The 21,126-nt window shown below is 32.2% G+C and carries 24 protein-coding genes; 11 read left to right on the top strand and 13 right to left on the bottom strand.

The window, feature by feature from the left end:
• Window position 1 precedes the first annotated feature (1 nt).
• Genes DZ65_RS0103410 through DZ65_RS0103395 form a run of 4 tightly spaced genes read left to right on the top strand, consistent with a single transcriptional unit; the run spans window position 2 to window position 3,684 of the window.
• On the top strand, window positions 2–1,063 hold the full coding sequence (locus DZ65_RS0103410) for a prohibitin family protein (protein ID WP_024790724.1): 1,062 nt from the start codon (window positions 2–4) through the stop codon (window positions 1,061–1,063).
• Window positions 1,053–1,721, top strand: coding sequence for a bifunctional phosphoribosyl-AMP cyclohydrolase/phosphoribosyl-ATP diphosphatase HisIE (hisIE, locus tag DZ65_RS0103405; RefSeq protein WP_024787265.1), 669 nt, complete (start codon window positions 1,053–1,055; stop codon window positions 1,719–1,721). The genes DZ65_RS0103410 and hisIE overlap by 11 nt, the downstream gene beginning before the upstream one ends.
• A complete protein-coding gene (locus DZ65_RS0103400; RefSeq protein ID WP_024790723.1) occupies window positions 1,718–2,266 on the top strand; it encodes a DUF2393 family protein in 549 nt (182 codons plus the stop codon). Before hisIE ends, DZ65_RS0103400 begins: the two co-directional genes overlap by 4 nt.
• Window positions 2,267–2,283: 17 nt before the next feature.
• A complete protein-coding gene (locus DZ65_RS0103395; RefSeq protein ID WP_024787264.1) occupies window positions 2,284–3,684 on the top strand; it encodes a DEAD/DEAH box helicase in 1,401 nt (466 codons plus the stop codon).
• On the opposite strand, the gene DZ65_RS0103390 is transcribed toward DZ65_RS0103395, so the two are convergent.
• Together DZ65_RS0103390 and bioD are read right to left on the bottom strand one after the other, a co-directional pair.
• Entirely contained in the window at window positions 3,685–4,089 is a 405-nt protein-coding gene (locus DZ65_RS0103390) for a hotdog domain-containing protein (RefSeq protein WP_084021777.1), read from the bottom strand.
• Entirely contained in the window at window positions 4,090–4,707 is a 618-nt protein-coding gene (gene bioD, locus DZ65_RS0103385; RefSeq protein ID WP_024787262.1) for a dethiobiotin synthase, read from the bottom strand. It abuts the gene before it with no gap.
• Between the two features lie 40 nt (window positions 4,708–4,747).
• Between bioD and flhB the strand changes: the two genes are divergently transcribed.
• A complete protein-coding gene (flhB, locus tag DZ65_RS0103380; RefSeq protein ID WP_024787261.1) occupies window positions 4,748–5,797 on the top strand; it encodes a flagellar biosynthesis protein FlhB in 1,050 nt (349 codons plus the stop codon).
• Here the strand turns inward: flhB and bamA are convergent.
• A complete protein-coding gene (gene bamA, locus DZ65_RS0103375) occupies window positions 5,789–7,972 on the bottom strand; it encodes an outer membrane protein assembly factor BamA (protein ID WP_024790722.1) in 2,184 nt (727 codons plus the stop codon). The two genes, flhB and bamA, sit on opposite strands and share 9 nt — an antisense overlap.
• Window positions 7,973–8,042: 70 nt before the next feature.
• On the opposite strand from bamA, the gene DZ65_RS0103370 reads away from it, so the two are divergent.
• Window positions 8,043–8,870, top strand: coding sequence for a prephenate dehydrogenase (locus tag DZ65_RS0103370; RefSeq protein WP_024787259.1), 828 nt, complete (start codon window positions 8,043–8,045; stop codon window positions 8,868–8,870).
• Window positions 8,871–8,931: 61 nt separating this feature from the next.
• Here the strand turns inward: DZ65_RS0103370 and DZ65_RS0103365 are convergent, their stop codons facing one another.
• The 3 genes from DZ65_RS0103365 to DZ65_RS0103355 all read right to left on the bottom strand — a co-directional run bounded on the left by DZ65_RS0103365 (window position 8,932) and on the right by DZ65_RS0103355 (window position 10,959).
• Window positions 8,932–9,450 carry a thiamine phosphate synthase gene (locus DZ65_RS0103365; RefSeq protein ID WP_024787258.1) on the bottom strand — a complete coding sequence of 173 codons (519 nt, stop codon included), beginning with the start codon at window positions 9,448–9,450 and terminating at the stop codon, window positions 8,932–8,934.
• 25 nt (window positions 9,451–9,475) lie between these two features.
• On the bottom strand, window positions 9,476–10,162 hold the full coding sequence (locus DZ65_RS0103360; protein ID WP_024789458.1) for a F0F1 ATP synthase subunit A: 687 nt from the start codon (window positions 10,160–10,162) through the stop codon (window positions 9,476–9,478).
• Window positions 10,163–10,227: 65 nt separating this feature from the next.
• Window positions 10,228–10,959, bottom strand: a complete 732-nt coding sequence (locus DZ65_RS0103355; protein ID WP_024787256.1) for a TIGR02757 family protein — start codon at window positions 10,957–10,959, stop codon at window positions 10,228–10,230.
• Window positions 10,960–11,007: 48 nt separating this feature from the next.
• Between DZ65_RS0103355 and DZ65_RS0103350 the strand changes: the two genes are divergently transcribed.
• Entirely contained in the window at window positions 11,008–11,652 is a 645-nt protein-coding gene (locus DZ65_RS0103350) for a hypothetical protein (RefSeq protein WP_024787255.1), read from the top strand.
• Here the strand turns inward: DZ65_RS0103350 and flgK are convergent.
• The 7 genes from flgK to DZ65_RS0103315 all read right to left on the bottom strand — a co-directional run bounded on the left by flgK (window position 11,645) and on the right by DZ65_RS0103315 (window position 18,129).
• Entirely contained in the window at window positions 11,645–13,807 is a 2,163-nt protein-coding gene (gene flgK, locus DZ65_RS0103345; protein ID WP_024789456.1) for a flagellar hook-associated protein FlgK, read from the bottom strand. The genes DZ65_RS0103350 and flgK overlap by 8 nt on opposite strands.
• 1 nt (window position 13,808) lies before the next feature.
• Window positions 13,809–14,219 carry a hypothetical protein gene (locus DZ65_RS0103340; protein WP_024787254.1) on the bottom strand — a complete coding sequence of 137 codons (411 nt, stop codon included), beginning with the start codon at window positions 14,217–14,219 and terminating at the stop codon, window positions 13,809–13,811.
• Window positions 14,220–14,250: 31 nt separating this feature from the next.
• Complete coding sequence (locus tag DZ65_RS0103335) at window positions 14,251–14,430, bottom strand: flagellar biosynthesis anti-sigma factor FlgM (RefSeq protein WP_024787253.1); 180 nt, start codon at window positions 14,428–14,430, stop codon at window positions 14,251–14,253.
• Window positions 14,431–14,488: 58 nt separating this feature from the next.
• Entirely contained in the window at window positions 14,489–14,761 is a 273-nt protein-coding gene (locus DZ65_RS0103330) for a rod-binding protein (RefSeq protein ID WP_024787252.1), read from the bottom strand.
• A 48-nt stretch (window positions 14,762–14,809) separates the two neighbouring features.
• Entirely contained in the window at window positions 14,810–15,808 is a 999-nt protein-coding gene (locus tag DZ65_RS0103325; protein WP_084021776.1) for a flagellar basal body P-ring protein FlgI, read from the bottom strand.
• 258 nt (window positions 15,809–16,066) lie between these two features.
• Window positions 16,067–17,308, bottom strand: a complete 1,242-nt coding sequence (locus DZ65_RS0103320; protein WP_024787250.1) for an MFS transporter — start codon at window positions 17,306–17,308, stop codon at window positions 16,067–16,069.
• 41 nt (window positions 17,309–17,349) lie between these two features.
• Window positions 17,350–18,129: a histidinol-phosphatase gene (locus DZ65_RS0103315; protein ID WP_024787249.1), complete on the bottom strand. Its 780-nt coding sequence runs from the start codon at window positions 18,127–18,129 to the stop codon at window positions 17,350–17,352.
• A gap of 55 nt (window positions 18,130–18,184) precedes the next feature.
• Between DZ65_RS0103315 and DZ65_RS0103310 the strand changes: the two genes are divergently transcribed.
• From DZ65_RS0103310 to DZ65_RS0103295, 4 genes are read left to right on the top strand one after another with little or no spacing between them, the layout of a single operon-like run.
• Window positions 18,185–18,868, top strand: a complete 684-nt coding sequence (locus DZ65_RS0103310; RefSeq protein ID WP_024787248.1) for a hypothetical protein — start codon at window positions 18,185–18,187, stop codon at window positions 18,866–18,868.
• The gene (locus tag DZ65_RS0103305) at window positions 18,868–20,124 is read left to right on the top strand and encodes a peptidase U32 family protein (RefSeq protein ID WP_201767788.1); all 1,257 of its coding nucleotides are present in this window, start codon (window positions 18,868–18,870) and stop codon (window positions 20,122–20,124) included. Before DZ65_RS0103310 ends, DZ65_RS0103305 begins: the two co-directional genes overlap by 1 nt.
• Complete coding sequence (gene purE, locus DZ65_RS0103300; protein WP_024791206.1) at window positions 20,121–20,618, top strand: 5-(carboxyamino)imidazole ribonucleotide mutase; 498 nt, start codon at window positions 20,121–20,123, stop codon at window positions 20,616–20,618. Before DZ65_RS0103305 ends, purE begins: the two co-directional genes overlap by 4 nt.
• The gene (locus DZ65_RS0103295) at window positions 20,618–21,067 is read left to right on the top strand and encodes a DUF3972 domain-containing protein (protein ID WP_024787245.1); all 450 of its coding nucleotides are present in this window, start codon (window positions 20,618–20,620) and stop codon (window positions 21,065–21,067) included. The genes purE and DZ65_RS0103295 overlap by 1 nt, the downstream gene beginning before the upstream one ends.
• Window positions 21,068–21,126 lie beyond the last annotated feature (59 nt).

Here is a 21,126-nt window from a genome sequence, read left to right as displayed (position 1 = left end):
TATGCCTGCTGATTTAAATGATTGGATGAATAAAAACAATAACAAAAAACCGGGTTTCGAACCTCCGAAGTTTGAACCTCCGAAATTTATAAAAGGAGGCAGCGGTCTCGCTTTAATAATAATAGGGATAATCATTGTTTTTGGAATTTTATTCAGACCTTGGATTATTGTAAACGAAGGAGAAATCGGTATTTTGTCCACGACAGGAAAATTTTCCAAAGAGCCGCTATATCCCGGAATGCATTTTTATGTCCCTGTTATTCAAAAGGTGATTATTGTAGATACCAAGGTTCATATGATAAGTTATAAAAGAATACAAGAAGCCGGAACTATGCCCGACAGATACGGAACAATAAAAGTTTATCCCGCTATTAACGTGCTTGATGCAAGAGGTTTGCCTATTACGGTTGAACTTTCTGTCAGTTACAGGATAAACCCCGATGAAGCGGCTTACACCATAAAAACATACGGTCTGAACTGGGAAGATAAAATAATTAATCCTATAGTAAGAGATGTGGTAAGAAATGTAATAGGAAAATACCCGGCCGAAGATTTACCTGTAAAAAGAAATGAAATTGCCATGCAGATAGAAACACAAATAAGAGACACGTTAAATAAAATAGACCATAAACCTGTTATTTTTGAAAGTTTTCAATTAAGGGATATTGTTTTGCCTGAAAATATAAGAAAACAGATAGAAAGGGTTCAAATTGCAAAACAAGAATCCGAAAGGGCAAAATATGAAGTGTTAAGAGCCGAGCAGGAAGCCCAGAAACAAGCGGCAATAGCCCAGGGTAAAGCCAATGCGGCAAAAATAGAAGCCCAGGGGAAAGCTGATGCAAAACTTATTGAAGCCAGCGCTGAAGCAAAAGCAAATATAATTATTTCTAAATCACTTACAAATAATTTGTTAAAACTTAAAGAAATAGAAGTTCAGGGCAAATTTAACGATGCGCTTAAAGTCAATCCTAATGTAAAGATATTCTTAACCCCTGGTGGGGCAGTTCCTAATATATGGATGAATATCGATGATAAAAAAAAGGCTTTGAGTAATGGTAAATAAAGTTGATTTTGAAAAAAACGGGGGGCTTGTGCCTGTAATAGTTCAGGAAGCGGATACAAATGAGGTTTTAATGCTTGCGTATATGAATAAAGAAGCGCTTGAACTTACCCAAAAAACAGGGTTTGCCCACTATTTTTCCCGATCAAGAAATAAACTCTGGAAAAAAGGGGAAAGCAGCGGCAATACCCAGGAAGTTAAAGAAATTTTGCTTGACTGTGACAATGATACACTTTTACTTAAAGTGAAACAAAACGGAGTTGCCTGTCATACAGGCAGGAAATCATGTTTTTTTACCAAATTGGACAGCGGTGAAATAATACTCGACAAAGAGGAAGAAATAGAGTATAATTTCACAGATAAGCTTTATCATACTTTACTTGATAGAAAAAACGCTTCGCCCAAAACTTCTTATGTAGCCTCTTTATACAAAAAAGGTGAAAACACAATACTTAAAAAAGTTGTTGAAGAAGCAGGTGAATTTTGTTTTGCTATTAAAGATGATAAAAAAGATGAAATAATTTATGAAGCTGCTGATTTGGCTTTTCATGCTTTAGTGGCTCTGGCGTATAAAAATATACATCCGGAGGCTATTTTGGAAGAGCTGAAAAGAAGAGAAGGCGTAAGCGGTATAGAAGAAAAAAGGAACCGAAAAAAATGATTCCCTATTTTACATTTCTTCACTGGCTGAGCCTGGCTTTTTTTTTAATTTTATTTATATTTTTGACTTTTTTATCCATTAAAGCTGCCGGTAATAAAACCGGGCTTGTTATAAGTATGATATTTGCTTCTTTTTTGGTTACGTCTTTTGGTGCGGTACTTAGTATTATTATTTTGGAAAAATATACCAAAAAAGCCGAACTGATTGATGTTAGAAACAGAAGAGTGCTTATCAATGAAACGTTAGTAGTTAAAGGTAAAGTTAAAAATATAGGTAAATTTAAAATAAATTATTGCAAGCTTGAAATAAAACTTGTAAATAACGGATGGGGCGGAAAGGTTCCAAAAGGAACTTTTTTTAAACCTGGAGGCCTTAGTATATTTGGAGCAAAAGAAAAACAGCAGCAAAAGCCAAATACTATTAAAGCGACAAGAATAATTGTAAAAAATTTGATTCCCGGAGAGATTAAAAATTTTTCTGCCATTGTGCCTTATCCTCCCTATTTTACAAACACCTATATTAATTATAAGTTGTATTGTCATTAAAAATAAAAAGGAAACAGATGAATTTTAGCGATTTTAATTTAAAAAAAGAATTATTGCATAGATTAAGTGAGATTGGATTTGAAAAACCTTCTCCTATTCAGGAAAAAGCGATCCCCCTGATTTTAGAAGGAAAAGATATAGTGGCACAGGCCCAGACAGGAACCGGTAAAACGGCTGCATTCGGACTTCCTATTTTGAATATGCTTAAGAAAGGGGAGAAAGCATTAATTGTAACCCCTACAAGAGAACTTGCCATTCAGGTAAGTGAAGAAATATTTAGATACGGCAGAGATTTGGGAATTCATACAGCCAGTGTATACGGAGGAAGCAGTTACAATAGACAGATTTCACAGATAAAAACTTCTCAGGTAATAGTTGCGACTCCGGGAAGGCTTATTGATTTACTTAACAGCGGAAGAATAGATATAGCTCCTAAATTTGTAGTGCTTGATGAAGCGGATGAAATGCTTGATATGGGCTTTTTGGACGATATAAAAGAAATTTTCAAATTTGTGCCAAATGATGCCCAAAAACTGCTTTTCAGCGCAACAATGCCAAAAGAGATTTTAAACCTTGCAAAAACATTTTTAAAAGAGCCTGAATTTGTAAAAATTACAAAACAAAACGTAACAAATGAAAATATTAAAGAATATTGTTATGTTATTGATGAGCATGAAAGAAAAGACGCGTTAATCAGACTTATTGATTATAAAGCCCCAAGCAAGGCTATAGTATTTTGTAGAACAAAAAGGGATGTGGATGATGTTGCAGAATATTTAAAGGGCATTGGATTAAATGCAAGCGGACTTCACGGAGATATGGAACAAAGAAAAAGAGAAACTATTATAAGAAATTTTAAAACCAATAAACTTGATATATTGGTAGCTACAGATGTGGCTGCAAGAGGGCTTGATGTTAACGACGTAAGCCACGTGTTTAATTATCATTTGCCTCTTGATCCTGAAAGTTATGTTCATAGAATTGGAAGAACAGGAAGGGCAGGGAAAGAGGGGATGGCTATTTCGCTTGTTACTCCGTATGAATTTAAAGCTCTTAGCAAGATAGAAAAAATTTCGAAAATAACTCTTAAAGAAATACCTACACTTGAAGATGTTAAAAATACAGAAATTAAAAAAATAATAGAAAAAATTAATAATATTGACGCAAGTCCGAAATCTATAGAAATCATAGAAGAACTTCAAAATGAATTTGATTTATTCACCATTGCAACTAAATTTGCGGCCATGCTTTTTGAAAAAGAAGCAAAAGGAAAAGAAAGAATAGGCAAAAGTTTAAAAGAGGCAAAAAGATTGATTGAAAGAGAAAAATTTAATAGCTCCAATTCTAATTCAGGCAGAAGAAATTACAAAAACAGGAATCAAAGAGGCAATAGATATAATAGAGGAAGAAGAAGATAATTATACATTCTTCTTTAATACGTGTTTATCTAAAACAACACATCCGAAAATCCCTTCAAAAACTTTAATCTCATCTATTTTTCCTGTTACTTTCACTTCCCATTTTCTTTTTTCTTTCATCATTACTTCACTTTCAAATACAACACTCTCACCTACTTTAACAGGGGCCAAAAATTCATTTTGGCTTCTGACCAGTACAACATAAGGTTCGTTTACAGTGGCCATGGCACAAAAATCAGCTGCCGAGAATGTAAATCCTCCGTGAACTAAGCCGTACTCATCGACAGCCATTTCTTCCGAGGTATCCAATATTACTTTTGCGTAATCTTTTTTAAGCTCAATCAGTCTTCCGAATTTAGGCAGATATTTTGTATGTGTTTTTAATTCCACTTCAAATTCGTTCATTTATTCTCCTAATAATTTTTTTATTATTTTATCTAAATCTTTTTGAATAAACATAGGATTGAATTTTTTCATAAAAGGATGGGATATATCAAAATAATTTTTATCAGACAGATTAATAGCCCAGATATAATCAATACTGTTGTTTTCCAAATAGAATTTATTTAATAAAAAATCATTAATCATTCCAAGACGGCTTGAAATAACTAAAAAAAGTTTTGCATTAAAAAAATTTAAGAAATTTAGCATTTTAAAATTTTCTGTTACTGGAACTAATAAACCTCCGGCACCTTCAATAAGTAAAATATCACATAATGGTTTAATTTTATAATAAGCTTTTTTTATTTTTTCAAAATCAATCTCTCCCGCAACAATTGGAGCTGCCGGAAGGTGCAGCTGGATAGGTACAATATCCTTTAGTGTCAGGTTATTTAAATTTTTATTGTATTTTAATGCTGCTTCAAATAATTTTTTTCCATCTTCCGGATATTTTTCCACTCCAGTTTCAATGGGCTTCATAACGCCTACTTTATACCCTTTTTTTGAAAGAGCTTCAATAAGTTTTATAGCGGTGTATGTTTTTCCGGAATTTGTATTATCTGCCGAAATAAATATATTCATTCAAAACCTTTTTGTATAATTATAATAAAAAAGGCAGTTAATGGCTGACGAAGAAAAAACCGAACAGCCCACCTCGCGTAAAATTCAAAAAGCAAGAGAAGAGGGAAATGTAGCAAAATCAATAGAAACAGCAGGCTTTATTGTGCTTTTTTTGGCATTATTGGTTCTATTTTTTTATGTTAAATATATTGCTTTTTATTTTGAAGATTTTTTTAAATATTTTTATTCTTTTATAGGTGTCGAATTTAATAAAAATCTGATTTTTAATATTTTGGTAAAAGGCGCTTTTTATTTTTTTGTTGTAATGTTTCCTATTTTTTTAGTTGTAGTAATTGCTGGAATTTTGGCAAATGTAAGCCAGTTTGGTTTTTTATTTACCACAAAACCAATTACTCCTAAATTTGATAAATTAAACCCTTTTAAAGGTCTTAAAAATCTTTTTTCTTTAAAAAAAATGGTAGAAGGGGTTAAAACCACTTTAAAGGTTTTTATTTCTTTTTTGGTGGGCTTTTGGCTTTTTATGACATTTTTTACCCAAATTCCAAATCTTGAACTTATGGATTTTTTTAATCAGATTAAATGGCTTGAAAATAAAGCTGCTTTAATTATAATGGCTATGCTCGGAGTTTTTTTTGTGTTTGCCCTGATAGATTTTATTTATCAAAGATACTCTTATAAAAAGTCTCTCAGAATGAGTAAACAGGAAATTAAAGATGAATTCAAACAGACCGAAGGAAATCCTGAAATAAAAGCCAAAATAAGGCAACTCCAAAGAGAGATGGCAAGAAAAAGAATGATAGCCGAAGTTCCAAAAGCCGATGTTGTGATTACAAACCCTACCCATTATGCGGTGGCACTGAGGTATGATAAAACTAAAGACGAAGCTCCTAGGGTTATAGCAAAAGGAACCAATCATCTGGCGCTAAAAATAAAAGAAATAGCAAGGGAAAACGGAATAATGATTGTGGAAAATCCGCCGCTTGCAAGAGAATTATATAAATTAGTGGATTTGGATGAAATTATTCCGCCAAAATTATACAAAGCTGTGGCGGAAATTCTGGCTTATGTGTTCAGGGCTAACTCAAAATGATGCCCCGATAGAAAAGTCAAATGTTTTGGTGTTATCCCCTTCTTCTTTTTTAATAGGTTTTGCAAACACTAAAGTAAGAGGTCCTACAGGAGTTATCCAGTTAATTGCAACACCGGCTGACGCTCTTGAAATATTTAAGCTGTTCTCTCCCACAGCACCGTAATCAACAAAAGCGCTGGCCCAGAGTTTTATTTTTCTGTTAATCGGTGTGGAAATTTCGGGCCCTGTTATAAATTCATATTTACCACCTATATAATTTCCGTTGCTGTCTTTAGGAGAAATAGAATAAGAAGCAAAACCTCTTACGCTTCCTATACCACCTAAATAAAATTTTTCATCGATAGGCAAATAACCATTGTTTTTTATTGCCCCGGCTTTTATTCTGTATTTTAATACGGCATATGTTTCATATGTTGAATTTTTTAGAGGATAAAAATATTTAAAACTGCCTATTGTTTTTATAAATTTCTCATCTCCCCCGATCCCGGCATATTCAACACTTGTACCGGCATTCATTCCGAGTGTTGGAAAATAATAATTATCTGTTGAATTGTATCTTATCGAACCGATAACATAGCTTTTTGTACTGGTCGGTTTTAAATATGTTAAATTTTGATCGTAATTGGTTAATTCTGTTTTTGTAAATCCGTATGTAATATTTGAATTTAAATTTCTGCTTAGCATTTTACCGATGCCTAATGTAAACCCTTTTTTCTTGGAAGTGTATGAAATACCTTGAAATTCACTGTTAAAAATAGATGTGTTCATTGAAAATTTTGAATCAAACACCCTTGGATTATATAATGAAAAAGCGTAAGTTTTACTGGTTGCTGATAAATCGGCGCTGGCTGAGAGTTTTTGTCCGCTTCCGAAAATATCTTTTTCCGTAATAGAAAAAGAAACACCGAATTTGGAATAACTTCCGTAGCTGATACCGGCTTTTAGTGTTCCGCTGAGGCCTTCTTTTACTTTTACGTTTAAATCTATTTGATTGTCTGATACTTTTTTTTCTTCTATTTTTACATCTTCTAAATAACCCGTTCTTTGAAGGGCGTATTTTGAATCTGTAATATTTTGGTAAGAATATTTATCTCCTGGTGCTATAAAAATATTTCTTCTTATAACCCTGTCAAGTGTTTTTGTGTTTCCGGAAATTGTCACATTTCTTATATATACAATTTTACCAGGTATTACTTTATAAGTAATAAAAGCAAATTCCCCTTTCTTTTTAATTTCAGGGAATACTTTTACATAAGCGTAACCTATATTTTGAAAAGCATGTGTTATATTCTTTAAATCTTCCCTAAGAGCCGATACATTAAAATATTTGTCGGGCTTTAATTCAAGCTCAGGTGTTTTTACTTTAATATTTTTAGGATAGTCTATATTTATTTTTTTTACCTTATATCTTTTCCCCTCGTGTATTTTATAATCAATTACGGCTTTGTAATCATCAATATTTGCCTTGGCCAGAGGCATGGACACTTTTGAGTCCATATAGCCTAAATTGAAATAATAATTTTGTATATTGTTCTTGTCTTCAGGCAGTTTGAATACATTAAGCTCGCCTGAATTAAAGATTGGTAAAAATGACCAGAAGGTCTTTGGCTGATTTTCTGTTAAATCAATTAAATCGCTTTTATCTATCTGTTTTGCACCGTAGAAATTAACCTCTTTTATATCTATTTTTTTACCTTTTACAATTATTACTTTTATATAAAGTTTTGTGGGGCTGATATAGGTTTTTTCTATATTGATATATGTGTTAAAATATTTTTTTGCCAGATAATATTGTTCGATAAAATCTTTTAATTTTTCAAAAGTTTCTTTTTTGTAAATTTCTCCTTTTTTGGGAAGAATGTTTTGTTCTTTTAAAAGTTTTTTAAGTTCTTCTGAGAGGTTTTCAAATTCCAGTCTTGAAATAATTGGTTTTTCCTGACATATAAATGTAAGTTTATCGTTGGTGTAATCAACTTTTATTTTTTTAAAATAACCTGTCTCATACAGTTTTTTAATACTTTCATCTATTTTTTTTATATTGTATTCATCTCCAGGATGCACAGAAATTATTGTATTTGCCGTAACGGGGGATATATGTATCAAACCCTGATAAGTTATTGTTTTAATATTTGCAAATAAAATAAAAGGTAAAGATGCAAAAATAATTTTCTTCATTATAATCCTTTTTTCAAATTAAGAGAAATTATACCAAATATGTGATATAATTTTTTCAAAAAGAGGTTATATGGTTTGCGCTGTAGTAGGTTTGGGACTAATGGGAGGGAGCTTCGCACTTTCTTCAAAAAATTATTTCAAAAAAATTATAGGAGTTGATCATAATCCCCTTCATCAAAAAGAGGCTTTAACATTGGGCCTTGTGGATGAAATAGTTGAATTTTCTGATTTAATAAAAGCTGACGTTATTATTTTGTCTGTACCGATAAGAGGGATTATTTCGGCATTAAAAGAACTTTCGAAAATGCCGCTTAAAAATGATGTGAGTATTATAGATTTTGGTTCTACCAAAGAGACAATCATAAAAGAGTGTCCAAAAAATATAAGAAAAAATCTGGTTGCTTCCCATCCTATGGCCGGAACGGAGTATTCCGGCCCGAACGCTGCAATAGAAGATTTGTATGAAAATAAAATAATGGTTGTTTGTGATATAGAAGATAGCGGTAAAAAACAAAAAGAAGTGGCAATTGATTTGTTCCAATACTTAAAAATGAAAATAAAGTTTATGAAAGCCTCTTCCCATGACAGACATGCGGCTTTTATTTCCCATATGCCGCATATCATAAGTTTTTCTTTGGCAAATGCGGTTTTAAACCAGGAAGAGGGAGAAAATATTGTTACTCTTGCCGCAGGTGGATTTAAAGATATGAGCAGGCTTGCAAAAAGCAATGCCAAAATGTGGGAAGACATTTTCAGAGAAAATAAAAGCAATCTTTTAAAGGCTATAGAAGCATTTAAAAAAGAGCTGAAACTGGCAAAAAATTTAATAGAAAACAGTGAATGGGACGAGCTCAGAATTTGGATGGAAAATGGAAACAAACTGCATAAGATAATGTAGTTGATGTAAAAGTGAATTGTGAATGGTGAGTAGTGAGTAGGAAAAAATTGAATTTTATTTTTTAATGAAAAAAATATCTGATGCCACCAAATCCAATGGCTTTTGATTTTTCAATTTCTTTTACTTCTTTTTCGCTGATAATTCCGCCGAGTGCTATGGTGTTTGGAAAAATTTCACAAATTTCATTTAATTTTTCAATTCCTACACCTTTGCGTCCTTTTGAATAAAATACAGGAGAGAAAGTAATATAATCAAATCCTAGATTTTTGGCTTTTTTTACTTCTTCTATTGAATGGGCTGAAGCTATTTTTAATTTATCTGGATAATTTAGGGCTAAATTTATCTTAGAAGTCGGAAAGTGAATACCGTCAAAATATTGAAGTAATTTATCATTTTTTAAATCATCATAATTTATAAAAACAGTTGAATATTTTTTGGCAAAACTGACAAATTCAATTATTTCATTTTCATCAAAATATTTTTTATTTCTGTAACACACAAAATTTGGTTTATATTTTTTTATTGAGTTAAATATATTTGTAAGGGGATATTTGGGATCAGTTATAAAATAAGTTAGCATAAAATTGAAGAAGAATAGGTTTTACCTATTCGAGTGTTTCTTCCTGACCTGTTACTGCTCCGTAAATATATACGTAAGTCAATACCATAAAAATAAATGCCTGTAAGAATGCAGAAAAGCTCATTAAGGCAAATCCTGCGAGAGGAAATACCCAGGGTGCCAACATCAATAAAACAAGTAAAAACAAATCGTCACCTTTAATGTTACCAAAAAGCCTGAATGCAAGGGAAATAATTCTTGAAAAATGAGAAACTACCTCAACGGGGAACATAAGGGGAGAGAGCCATTTTACAGGTCCTGCAAAATGGGCAATATAATGTCCCACTCCCTGAGATTTTATTCCTTCAAAATGATAATAAAAAAATACGATTAATGCCAAGGTAAGCGTTAAATTAACATTTCCGGTAGGAGGTTCGAATCCGGGGATTATTTCCATTAAGTTACCCATAAAAATAAAAATAGCAAGGCTTCCTGCAAGAGGAAGATATTTTCTTGCAACTTTTTTGTTTGTAATATCTTCTCCTACATATAGCATTCCGTTAATTACAGCTTCCATAACATTTTGGCATCCGTTTGGAACAATTTGAAGATTTCTTGTGGCAAGTTTTGCAACAAAAACGGATAAAAAAGCCGCCAATAAAACATGAACTGTTAGCTGAACTTCCTGAGAATGGCCTAAAAATCCAAAAATCAGCCAAATTCTATCTTCCATATAAAGTCCTTTTTTATGTAATTGTATCAAATTTAATGCTTAATTAAAATAAATTTTAAATTTTTTTACAAATTTATTTTAAATTGTCCTATTCGGTAAAGTGCAAAATCGTATTTAAGAGGGTCGGTTGGATCAAATTTTTTTAAATTTTCACTTAATTCTATAGCAGCTGCCAGATCATATGTTTTTCTTTTTAATAAACCGTATTTTAAAGAAACTTTATGGGTATGCGTATCGAGCGGAATAATTAAATCGCTTTTTTTAACATTTTTCCATAATCCTAAATCAGGCTCAGTGTCTCTTACCATCCATCTTAAAAACATATTCCATCTTTTATACGGGCTGACACCTTTGGTTTTGTTACCTGGGATTTTGCCTATTAAAAATTCGTATCCTTTTGATTTGTAAGGATTAATTTCATAAATTTTTTTTATTATTTCTTTTAGTCCATCAATTACATTATTTTCTTTTTTATAACCTTTTAAAAACAAATCGTTTAGAGAATATTCTTTTTTCATACTGATTAATGCTTTAAAAAACTGATATATGTCTTCTTTGGTCTGAAAACGGTAATAAAGATTTGTCGGTATTTTTTTTGTTTCAAGAAAATTAAAATCAATTGAATTTAAAAATTTCAAAATGGCTTTTACATTTCCGTAGGAGAAGAGGGCTGCAGTTAACGCTATATATTCATCATTATGTTTTTGGGCTATCATAATTGGATCGAGTTTTTTTTCATTTATTTCATAAATATTGTTATCTATCAAACTGTCTAATTTCTTTTTTAATTTTTCCATTTTTTCTCTTTGATAATTTGTTATAATTATATAAAAAGAGGAGACAAAATGATAATCAGAGGCGATACGAATATTATTAAAATTTATGATTATTCATATCTTATAAATTTAGATGATTACGATTTGGATGATTCAAAAGAAATTGAGAGACTAAAAGAGAATGTTGCGGCTTATCTTGACAGCGGGGAAGCGGAAGCGTTGAGTTTAAATGAAGATTTGACAGGAATCAATCCTGAGGGCATTGAAATAGAAATTGAAAATAAAATTTTTACGGCGGAGGATATTGATTATATTAATAAAGATATTGACAAAATAATAAATGAAAATTTTAAAACGGGGGATATTATTCTGCTTTTAAAAACAAACGGCGACGGATATTTTGAATATGAAAAAAATCCCGATATAAATGAAATAAAAATAGGCTACAGCGCTTGTGACATTAAAAAACCGGATAATGAAATTTATAACAAATTTTGTGATTTGCTTTTACCAAACAATGTGGAAATGAACGGGGAAAAACAAGATGTCGTTGCGAGCAATTTTTATCCAAAGTCCGAAATGACGGCAGAATTATATACCATTATGAATGATAACGGAAAATATCTGGATAAAATAACAGAAATTGATGTTATGCATTTTGGATGGGATTTATTGGAAGATATTATTCAGATAGATTATGATAAATCTATCTGATATTAAAGAGGCTATCAAGCATCTGGTTTATAGTGGTAATGACTTTTGCATTTGCCTGATATCCTCTTTGAAATTTTTCCAGATTAATCAGTTCTTCGTCTATATTAACCCCGCTGACACTGTAATATTCGTTTGAAATATTTGTCATAAGTGTCTGGGCAACTTCTTTTTTTGAAGATATGTTTTTCGTTTTATCGGCAAGTTCTCCTGTTATATTTCTGTAATATTCAAAAACAGTTTCATTGGAAATATTGTTTTTCTCATAAAAATTGAGTTTTTCAAACTGAAGCTGTAAAATGGAATTCGCTATTTTATTGTCTCCTGAGCTCGGTGTTTTATTTGCCTGAATTTTACTCGGGGTTTCGTAAAGCTCTTTTTTTATATCTATATTTTCAGCGTTGTTTCCCGTGAAAAATTTGTTTATTCCAATAGCCCCTCCAAATTTTGCGCTGTCTTCATCTATTCCCACATATGTATTTTCATCTGTTTTTTTGGAAAGAATAAATTTTCCGTTTAAATAACCGGCGTTATAGTAATCGTCAACGTCGTTATCTGGATTATTGTCGTTGTTATCGTCGATATTTGGTGTATTAATTTGAGAAACTATTCCCTCAATAGTGGAATATTTAGGATCATTTGAATTCATGTTGATAATAATTTTTCTTTTGGCTAACTCTTTCCCTTTGTCATTATATACTACTAAATCAAAAGAGCCGTTTTCCATCGGAAGCGGAAGTTGGGTTTGATTTATTTTATTTATAGGCAGATATTCTATTTCATTCATTGCACTAAAAAGCGTACTTCCGTCATCTTTTACCAATACATTTGAAGCTTCAGCGTTTTGACTGTTAACAAATTTTAATTGCCCGTTTAAGAGTTTTGCCTGGGTGTCGGTTATCCCGTTTGAGTTAAAAGCATTGTTTATATTATTGATTACATCGTTTAATGAATCGTTTTTGTTAACGGATACTGAAATATTTTTAATAAAATTCCCTTTATCATCATAAATATTTAATGTGATTTTTCCGTTTCTTATAGGGTGTAATAAAATATTATTCAAAGAGCTTAAAGGTTTGTTGGCCAAATCATGGGAAATACTTATTGGAACATTTATCTGATCAGACACTGCATTCGACTGTGCCGCCTGGGAATAAAGAGAATTTACATTTTTTATTAAGCTGCTTGCAAAAGTATCGAGTTTATTTAGAATTTCCCCTATTATTCCGTCAGTCGGTTCACCTTTTTCATTTATCTCTTTGCCTCTTATATTTAACAGCCCTCCTATTTCACCCCCGTTTATATTATTTGTAATATCAGTGAGCGTATGGTCTTCTTTTTGAATATTTATATCCACATCTCCGTGATTGTCCGTCAGTTTGATAGGATAATATGTGGAATTGTCAAGAAGAGGATATCCGCTAAGAGAAATGGAATAGTTTTTTTCGTAATCAATATTTGAACTTCCCCCGCTTTTAAATGATTTTAATCCGTTTTTATAAATTTTGACATCTAAAAGTTCTTTTAGTCTTTTTTCAAGTTTATCCCTTTCATCCCTTAAATCGTTTGCATGGTCAATATTGTTTGCTTCATTTGCGTATATGTTTTTGTTAAGTTCGGAAATTTTTTTGATAATATCATTCGCTTCATCTGTTTTCGTTTTTATTTCGCTGTTTATATTCTGCTTTATATCTGTAATTGAATTTCTGACCTGTTTTATGGAATCAGCCAAAATTTTTGTTTTTGATGCCAAATCTACTTTTACACTTGAATCATTGGGGTTTGATGCTAAATTTTGCCATGCATCAAAAAAATCTTTTAAATTTTTATATATACCATTGTCTGTGGTATCCGGGAAATATGTTGAAATTTCCTGAAGGTATTTTTCCTGAGCCGATAAATTCTGTAAATTAGCCGAAGCTTGAGTAAACCTGTTAAATAAAAAAATATCTTTTATCCGGACAATGCTTTTTATCTGAACCCCAATTCCTATATCGCCGGGGATGGTGTTTACATCTCCAAGCGTGGAAAATTCAGCCCTTTGTCTTGTATATGCCTTATTTGATGCGTTTGCAATATTGTTTGAGGTTACGTCAATTGCCTTTTGATGTGCGTTTAGACCGGTCTGTGCTATGTTAAAAGCTGATGAAATTCCCATTTTATGCCTTTAAGCTGAGTTTTGAATTTAAGATGTTTTCATTTTTATAATTTAGAGGTTTTTCATTTTTTATTTCATTCATAAGTGCATTATAAAAATTTGCGACACCAAGGGCCAATACAGAAAATTTTTTGTGAAGGGAATTAAATTTGCTTAAATTTTCCCTGAATTCATCAAATAGAATTTCTTCCTGAGGTGAAAAAATTTCTTCTATGGGTTTGTTTCTGCTTAGCAGTATTGAATCTATTTCACTTTTTAAAAAAGAAAAATTTTTGGCTAAATTTTCTTTTGTTTTTGTGTGTGAAAATATAGTTTCGTGGTCTGCATTTTTTATAGCAGTTATATCTTCTTTTGTTAAAAAGATTAAATTGTTTAAAACATCATTTATTTCATTTATTTTTTTTGTAAGCATAACCCTTCCTTTTGTGGGAAGGGTGAAGAGATTAAAGAAGCGCTTTGGCTAAAGCTTTTGCTGTTTTGTCCAAGTCTATTTTGTATGTTCCGGCTTCGATTTGTTTTTTAATCTCTTCTACCCTTCCAGAATTTTGTGTTTTTTTAACTTCTTTTTTTTCTGGCTGGGTAGATATTAAATTTGTTTGATTTATTCCAACTCTTGATATCATTTATAAACCTTTTTTTATTGTTATTCTACCCAACCATATCGGCAAATTTCAAATTTTTTTAAATATCTTTTTTTAAATAATTAAATAAAAGCTGTGAATATCCGAAATTTCCGCCCAGCTCTTTTGAAATTTGTTCTATTTGCATAGATTTGTAAATTTTTTCCCCGGGTGTTTCGGGAAAAAGCTTTGATTCATCTTTTAAGGCTTTTTTTAAAAAAAAATTTAATATTTCACTTTCAAATGCGTTACAGTTTTGTTTTAATTTTTTCAGATTTTTTTCTTTTAAATTTATTTTATGATGAATACCTATGTTTATATTGTAATTGCTCATTTTCTTCTCCTTTTTAAATTTTACACATCCATCATCTAAGATTTATTATCAGTTTATTATCAGTTTTGCGTTTATTGCGCTGCTGGTTTTTAAGTTTTCCAAAATAGCGATAATGTCCTGCGGCGTTGCTTTAAATTTTTGAAACATCTGCGTTAAATTTAAAATAGTTGTTTCTTTTTTAATTTTTATTACAAAATCACCGTAAGTAATAACTGTCGGTTTTACCGTTACATTACTTCCAGCAACTATTGTTCCCGTTCTTTCATCTATTACAATAACATCAGGCATTTGGGCAGTGATATCGGTATTCTCAACCTCTGCCAAAAATTCCGGCATGGAAAGCTTTTGCGGTTTTTTAAGTTTTATTGTTCTTGGATCAACTGCAACGGCGACATGAGAGCGGAATTTATTATTTAATGTATTCTGAATGTTAACAGCCAAATCAAAATCACTTCTTTTAAGTGAAAGAGTGGCAAAATTCTGATGATATATATCCCATACAACCGCTCTTTCAACCGTAGCCCCGTTTGGAATTTTTACTGTTGTTGTAAAATGTTTTTGCTTTAAGCCTCCTTTTAGATTAAATCCTCCCATGCTTACAGGCCCCTGTGCCAGGGCATAAATTTTTCCGTTTACACCTTTTAGCGGTGTAATAAGCAATACTCCCCCTTCAAGAGAAGTGGCGTCACCTATTGAAGATATTGTCACATCGATTTTATCTCCTTCCCTAGCAAACGGCGGGAGGGTTGCAGTTACCATTACGGCAGCTACATTTTTTGATTTTATGTCTTTTGGGTCAAGTTTTACATTTACATTTTTAAGCAGATTTGAAAGGGTCTGATTTGTAAATTTTGAAGATGTCGAATCTCCGGTGCCGTCTAATCCTACAACGAGTCCGTACCCGATTAGCTGGTTGTCCCTTACACCTATTATTGATGAAATATTTTTAATTTTATCGGCAAAAAGATTGGTAGAAATGAACATATAAAAAATTGTAAAAAACATAATTGCCAAAAATTTTTCAAAACCGTCGACTTTTGCTGACATTTAAAGCCTTTTTTATTTAAAAGCAGCAAATTTCGTTCCAATTATATAGTGAGTGGTGAGAGCGGTGAGTGGTGAGTTTTGAGTTGTGAGTGGTGAGTTGTGAATTGTGAGTTGTGAATTGTGAGTAGAGATTTAAATAATAAATAGTGAAAAGTTAAAAATGTAAAATTTCACTTTTTACTTTACATTCTTAACTTGATACTTAGCCACTTGACAGCCTAAAACTCACTACTCACCACTCACTATTCACCTAAGCAATTAAATGTATCTTACTATCAAAACACCGTTTTTTTCATAAAAATCATATACATTTTGTTCGGTTTTAATCTCTTCTATAAAATCTTTATCAAATTCTTTATATTCCACGATTTTAAATTTTTTAACAGGTTTCATTTTAATAAGTGCGCTTACCCATAAAATTCCGATAATTGCGCTTAAAATTAAAAACAAATTTAATAAATTATATTTCATAAAAATACCTGCCCCCGCGCCGCCTAAAAAAATTCCTAAATATTGAATAGTGTTTGATGTTGAAAGTGCGGTTGCTTTCTGATTTGCCCTTGCCACTTTGCTTACAAAACTTTGAAGAACAGGCTCGAGCATATTGAATCCGAAAAAGAATATTATTACCGCCAAAAAATCACTGATAATATTTTCAATTGAATATAAAAACAAAGATATCGTTATTAAACCGGCGCTTAAAATAAAAACCAGTTTCCCTTTTTCTTTTTTTTCAGCCAAAATTGCACCGAGAGGCAGTGCGAAAATACCTATAATCAATGCCGGAATATAAACTTTCCATAAATCCATTTTATCCCAGCCGAGATTTTTTGTAAAAACAATAGGAGTAATCATAAAAAAGACAGTCATAAGACCTTTTTGCATAAAACCAGAGAAAAAAAGTTTTAAAAGCTCCCTATGCGTTAAGACTTCTTTTAAAGTGGCTTTTGCCTGATGATGGACAATTTTTGGTGGATTCGGAATTTTTTTGGTAACCAGCCAGATTGAAAACAGTGCTAAAAGTGCGGTCAGTAAAAACAGTTTGTCAACCCCCCATTTTGCACCTACGGTAGGTCCCAAAACCATAGAAAGCGCAAAACTCAGGGCAATAAACTGTCCCATTTTTGCAAATGATTTTGCCCTTGTGTTTTCATCGGTCAAATCCGCTATATAAGCCAGAATTACACCTCCTATTGCGCCAGCACCCTGTAAAAGCCTACCAAAAATCAGCATATATATGTCTGTTGAAAACGCACAGACTATGCTTCCCAAAAATAGCAATGAAAGGCCTGTTATTAAAATCTTTTTTTTATCATAATTATCGGCCCATCTGCCGAAAGGAATCTGTAAAAAAACCTGTGAAAGGGCATATGCCCCCATCGCCACACCCACATTAAACGCATTTGCCCCGTTTAAACTTAATGCATATAACGATAAAAGCGGCATAACAATAAAAAGCCCCAAAAACCTTATAGCCATTAAAAGACTTAAATAGACCATTTATATCCTTTTTTTGTTAGTTTAATACTAATAGTTTAAATTTATGTTAATTTAATTTTCTGTTTTTTTCTCTTTTCAAAATAAACAGCTTCACTGAATCCTATTTTTTTTGCAAGTTCTACTGCTTGAGTGATTTTGTATCCTACATCCTGAGGTTTATGCGCATCGCTTGAGAATGTGATATCTATTCCTTCTTCTTTAATTATTCTCAATAATTCAACAGACGGATAAATTTCATTTACTTTTTTTCTAAGACCTGAAGTGTTTATTTCCACTGCCATATCGGATTTTTTAATGGCTTTTATCGCTTCTTTTGCCAGATCTTTTATATTTTTTTTAGGTTTAAAGCCGAAAACTTTCACTAAGTCAAGATGTCCCACTATGTCAAACAGTTTAGATTCAGCCATTTCTTTTATTTTGGAGAAATATTCTTTATAAACGTCATCAATATCCCTTTTTCCCCATTCTTTAATAAATTCGGGATTATCAAAACCCCAGTTGTTTAGAAAATGAACGCTTCCTATTAAAAAATCCACTTTTCTCTCAAGCACTCTTTTATCAATAAAAGGCGTAAAATCCACTTCATACCCTAAAAGAATTTTTATTTTGTCTTTATATTTTTCTTTTAAAGCGTTTATTTCATTTTCGTATTTCGGCATATCTTCAAAGCCCATTCTGTATTTTTTATCAAAATCCATCGGCGCATGGTCTGCAAAACCGTATATATCTATTCCTTTATCTATCGCTTTTTTTATAAATTCTTCGGGGATGCCTGTGGCGTGATTACAAAGGGGTGTGTGGTTGTGAATATCAATAAGCATGTTTTGCCTTTTTTAGTGAAATTATATATAATTAATTAAAAAAATGAGGTGAGTTATGACCCAGGAAGAATTAGACGCTTTAATGGCGGGGGGTTTAGACGATATAGATAATATAGATGAAACAGAAGATTCAAAAACAGAAGAAAAAGAGGAAGTAAAAGAAGAAACTAAAGATAATGAAAATGTTGATGAAGGTGAGCCTATAACTCCTCCTCCTGCGGATTCAAAAAACAAAGTTGTGGCGCAGCTTGACGAAGTTACAAAAGAGAGTGAGGAAAAGGCGGTGCAGATTTTGGAAAAAATGGATGAAATTTCCGCCGCAATACGCGATACAAACGAAAAAATTAAAAAAATTATAGAATTTTTAACTGAAGAAAAAGCTCTTTTTACAAAACTTCACACTACGTTTCCCCATATTAAAAAATTTGAAGAAGAACTCCAAAAATTAGAAGAAATAATAAAAATCGCAGAGCAGATTTCAAAAGAAAACGAATCGGCTGAAAATGAAATATTTACCGTAATGGATATTATGCAGTATCAGGATATACACAGGCAAAAAATAGAAAGGGTTATAAATATAATGAGGGCTCTTATAAAATATATGAACAGGCTTTTTGAAGGAAAAATTGAAGATGAGGCAAGAGTCAAAAGCGCAAGACATCTTCAGGGGGATGAAACAGAAGAAGTGGTGAGTGACGAAGATATTGAAAAACTGCTTGAAAAATTCGGAGCCAAATAGTGGAACTGCTTGCACCTGCCGGAGATTTTGAAAAATTAAAAATTGCCATTGCCTACGGGGCGGACGCCGTTTATGCCGGGGTTAGCCATTTTTCCCTGAGGTGTCACAGCGGAAAAGAGTTCGATTATGAAACATTTAATGAAGCTATTGAATATGCCCACAAAAAAGGTGTAAAAGTTTATGCCACCGTAAATGCTTTTCCATTTGAAAATCAGCTGCCTCTTATAGAATCCCATATAAAAAAATTAAAAGAAACAGGAGTTGACGCTTTTATAATTTCTAGCTTAGGGGTGCTGTATAAAGCAAAAGAAATAGCGCCGGAAATAGACATTCACCTTTCAACCCAGGCAAATGCCTTGAATTCATGGGATTACAAAGCATATAGGGATTTAGGGGTTAAAAGAATAATTGCCGCAAGGGAAGCCACATTAAAAGATTTGATAAAAATTAAACAAAAAGTGCCTGAAATTGAAATTGAAATATTTGTCCACGGGGCTATGTGCTTTGCATATTCGGGGAGATGTTTACTCAGCGCCGTTCAGTTTGGAAGAAACCCCAATAAAGGAAGCTGTGCAAATGACTGCAGATATCCTTATGTGCTTTATGCAGAAAATCCCCAAACAGGAAAACTGTTTAAACTGGAAGAATATGCTGAGGGCACGTATATAATGAATGCAAAAGATTTATGTCTGATTGAACATATTCCTGAAATTTTAAAATCCGGTGTAATTGATTCGGTGAAAATTGAAGGGAGAACAAAAGCGCCTTATTATGTCGGTGTTGTAACAAAAGCTTACAGAAATGCCATAGATGAATATCTTAACAGTGGAAAATGTGAATGCAAAAAATATTTGAATGAAATTTTAACTACTAAAAACAGAGGTTTAAGTGATGCATATATTGTTAAAAGACCATATGTTAGAAATGATACCCAAAATCTGGAAACTTCATTAACCACCGGAAACTGGCAGGTAAGCGGGGTTGTGACAGAAGATGGCGGACATTTCATGTGTAAATATAAAACATATCCCGGCGATGTGCTTGAAATAGTACTGCCAAAAAATGTTAAAATTACACCCTGTGAAAATGAAATAGGTAAAAATTATAATGAAAACGGCAGGTGGCTACTTAAATTAAATAAAATTATTACACAAGGCAACAAAGAATTAGACAGTGTTCACAGCGGTAATCTAAATCCGATAAAATTGCCGTGTAAACTCCCTTATTTGACGTTTTTAAGAAAGGAAGAGATATGAAATTTATAAGTGTATTAATGGGAAGTAAAAGCGATTATGAAATAATGAGAGAGGCAATAAAAGTTATAGAAAAATTTCAAATTCCCTATGAAGTATTGATTACATCCGCCCACAGAACCCCCGCAAGGACTCATGCGTATGTAAAAGATGCCGAAGAGCGTGGTGCTAAAGTCTTTATCTGCGGGGCGGGAATGGCCGCACATTTAGCAGGTGTTGTTGCATCAATTACAACCAGACCTGTAATCGGTGTTCCAATGCCGAGCGGAATGATGGACGGGCTCGATGCACTTCTTTCTACCGTGCAGATGCCGGGCGGTATGCCCGTTGCGACTCTTGCAGTCGGTAAAGCGGGAGCTAAAAATGCAGCATATTTAGCTCTTCAGATTTTGGCTTTGAGTGACGAAGAGCTGAATGCAAAACTTGAAGAAGACAGAATTTCACAGGCTAAAAAAGTTGAAATGGATTCATTAGAAGTTGAGGTGAAATTAGATTAATGAAAACTCTTTTGACAATCGAAGAATTTGAAAAAATAAGCGGTAAAAGTAAAAAAGAGATTTTTTCCTTATGCAAAGAAAAAAAACTTAAATGTAAAAAAAGTGAGGGTATTATTTATATAGAAGCGGAGAACACAAATCAAATAGTGCCTTTAAATGAAATAGAAATTGTAAACAGTAATGACATAGCCAAAAAAACATTGGCAACATTTCTGAATATGCATGAAAAAGTGCTTATGAGCAAAGATGAAACCATTGAATCGCTAAAAGATGAAAACAGATTTTTGAAAGAATCCATCTATTCTTTACAGGAAATTTACGAAGAAGCTAAAATTACAATTGAAAGGCTTCAAAAACAGCTTGAAATTACTCAGGATGAGCTTGAATTTTGCAGGAAAAAATATAAACTTATGTGGGGAAGAGTGCTTAAGAAAGAAAGTGAAAAATAAATGTTGAATTATGAATTTAACATCTAACATTTAACATTTAAAATTATATAAAAAGGAGT

It is taken from the genome of Lebetimonas sp. JS032 (genome assembly GCF_000523315.1).
Taxonomy (GTDB): Bacteria; Campylobacterota; Campylobacteria; order Campylobacterales; family Nautiliaceae; genus Lebetimonas.
The sequence above is the reverse complement of the archived record's forward strand: the minus strand, read 5'-3'. Positions and strand labels throughout refer to the sequence as shown.

Bases quoted from the DNA above. Each gene is read 5' to 3' on its own strand.
- DZ65_RS0103410 (WP_024790724.1), top strand. From the start codon at position 2: ATGCCTGCTGATTTAAATGATTGGATGAATAAAAACAATAACAAAAAA.
- hisIE (WP_024787265.1), top strand. From the start codon at position 1,053: ATGGTAAATAAAGTTGATTTTGAAAAAAACGGGGGGCTTGTGCCTGTA.
- DZ65_RS0103400 (WP_024790723.1), top strand. From the start codon at position 1,718: ATGATTCCCTATTTTACATTTCTTCACTGGCTGAGCCTGGCTTTTTTT.
- DZ65_RS0103395 (WP_024787264.1), top strand. From the start codon at position 2,284: ATGAATTTTAGCGATTTTAATTTAAAAAAAGAATTATTGCATAGATTA.
- DZ65_RS0103390 (WP_084021777.1), bottom strand. From the start codon at position 4,089: ATGAACGAATTTGAAGTGGAATTAAAAACACATACAAAATATCTGCCT.
- bioD (WP_024787262.1), bottom strand. From the start codon at position 4,707: ATGAATATATTTATTTCGGCAGATAATACAAATTCCGGAAAAACATAC.
- flhB (WP_024787261.1), top strand. From the start codon at position 4,748: ATGGCTGACGAAGAAAAAACCGAACAGCCCACCTCGCGTAAAATTCAA.
- bamA (WP_024790722.1), bottom strand. From the start codon at position 7,972: ATGAAGAAAATTATTTTTGCATCTTTACCTTTTATTTTATTTGCAAAT.
- DZ65_RS0103370 (WP_024787259.1), top strand. From the start codon at position 8,043: ATGGTTTGCGCTGTAGTAGGTTTGGGACTAATGGGAGGGAGCTTCGCA.
- DZ65_RS0103365 (WP_024787258.1), bottom strand. From the start codon at position 9,450: ATGCTAACTTATTTTATAACTGATCCCAAATATCCCCTTACAAATATA.
- DZ65_RS0103360 (WP_024789458.1), bottom strand. From the start codon at position 10,162: ATGGAAGATAGAATTTGGCTGATTTTTGGATTTTTAGGCCATTCTCAG.
- DZ65_RS0103355 (WP_024787256.1), bottom strand. From the start codon at position 10,959: ATGGAAAAATTAAAAAAGAAATTAGACAGTTTGATAGATAACAATATT.
- DZ65_RS0103350 (WP_024787255.1), top strand. From the start codon at position 11,008: ATGATAATCAGAGGCGATACGAATATTATTAAAATTTATGATTATTCA.
- flgK (WP_024789456.1), bottom strand. From the start codon at position 13,807: ATGGGAATTTCATCAGCTTTTAACATAGCACAGACCGGTCTAAACGCA.
- DZ65_RS0103340 (WP_024787254.1), bottom strand. From the start codon at position 14,219: ATGCTTACAAAAAAAATAAATGAAATAAATGATGTTTTAAACAATTTA.
- DZ65_RS0103335 (WP_024787253.1), bottom strand. From the start codon at position 14,430: ATGATATCAAGAGTTGGAATAAATCAAACAAATTTAATATCTACCCAG.
- DZ65_RS0103330 (WP_024787252.1), bottom strand. From the start codon at position 14,761: ATGAGCAATTACAATATAAACATAGGTATTCATCATAAAATAAATTTA.
- DZ65_RS0103325 (WP_084021776.1), bottom strand. From the start codon at position 15,808: ATGTCAGCAAAAGTCGACGGTTTTGAAAAATTTTTGGCAATTATGTTT.
- DZ65_RS0103320 (WP_024787250.1), bottom strand. From the start codon at position 17,308: ATGGTCTATTTAAGTCTTTTAATGGCTATAAGGTTTTTGGGGCTTTTT.
- DZ65_RS0103315 (WP_024787249.1), bottom strand. From the start codon at position 18,129: ATGCTTATTGATATTCACAACCACACACCCCTTTGTAATCACGCCACA.
- DZ65_RS0103310 (WP_024787248.1), top strand. From the start codon at position 18,185: ATGACCCAGGAAGAATTAGACGCTTTAATGGCGGGGGGTTTAGACGAT.
- purE (WP_024791206.1), top strand. From the start codon at position 20,121: ATGAAATTTATAAGTGTATTAATGGGAAGTAAAAGCGATTATGAAATA.
- DZ65_RS0103295 (WP_024787245.1), top strand. From the start codon at position 20,618: ATGAAAACTCTTTTGACAATCGAAGAATTTGAAAAAATAAGCGGTAAA.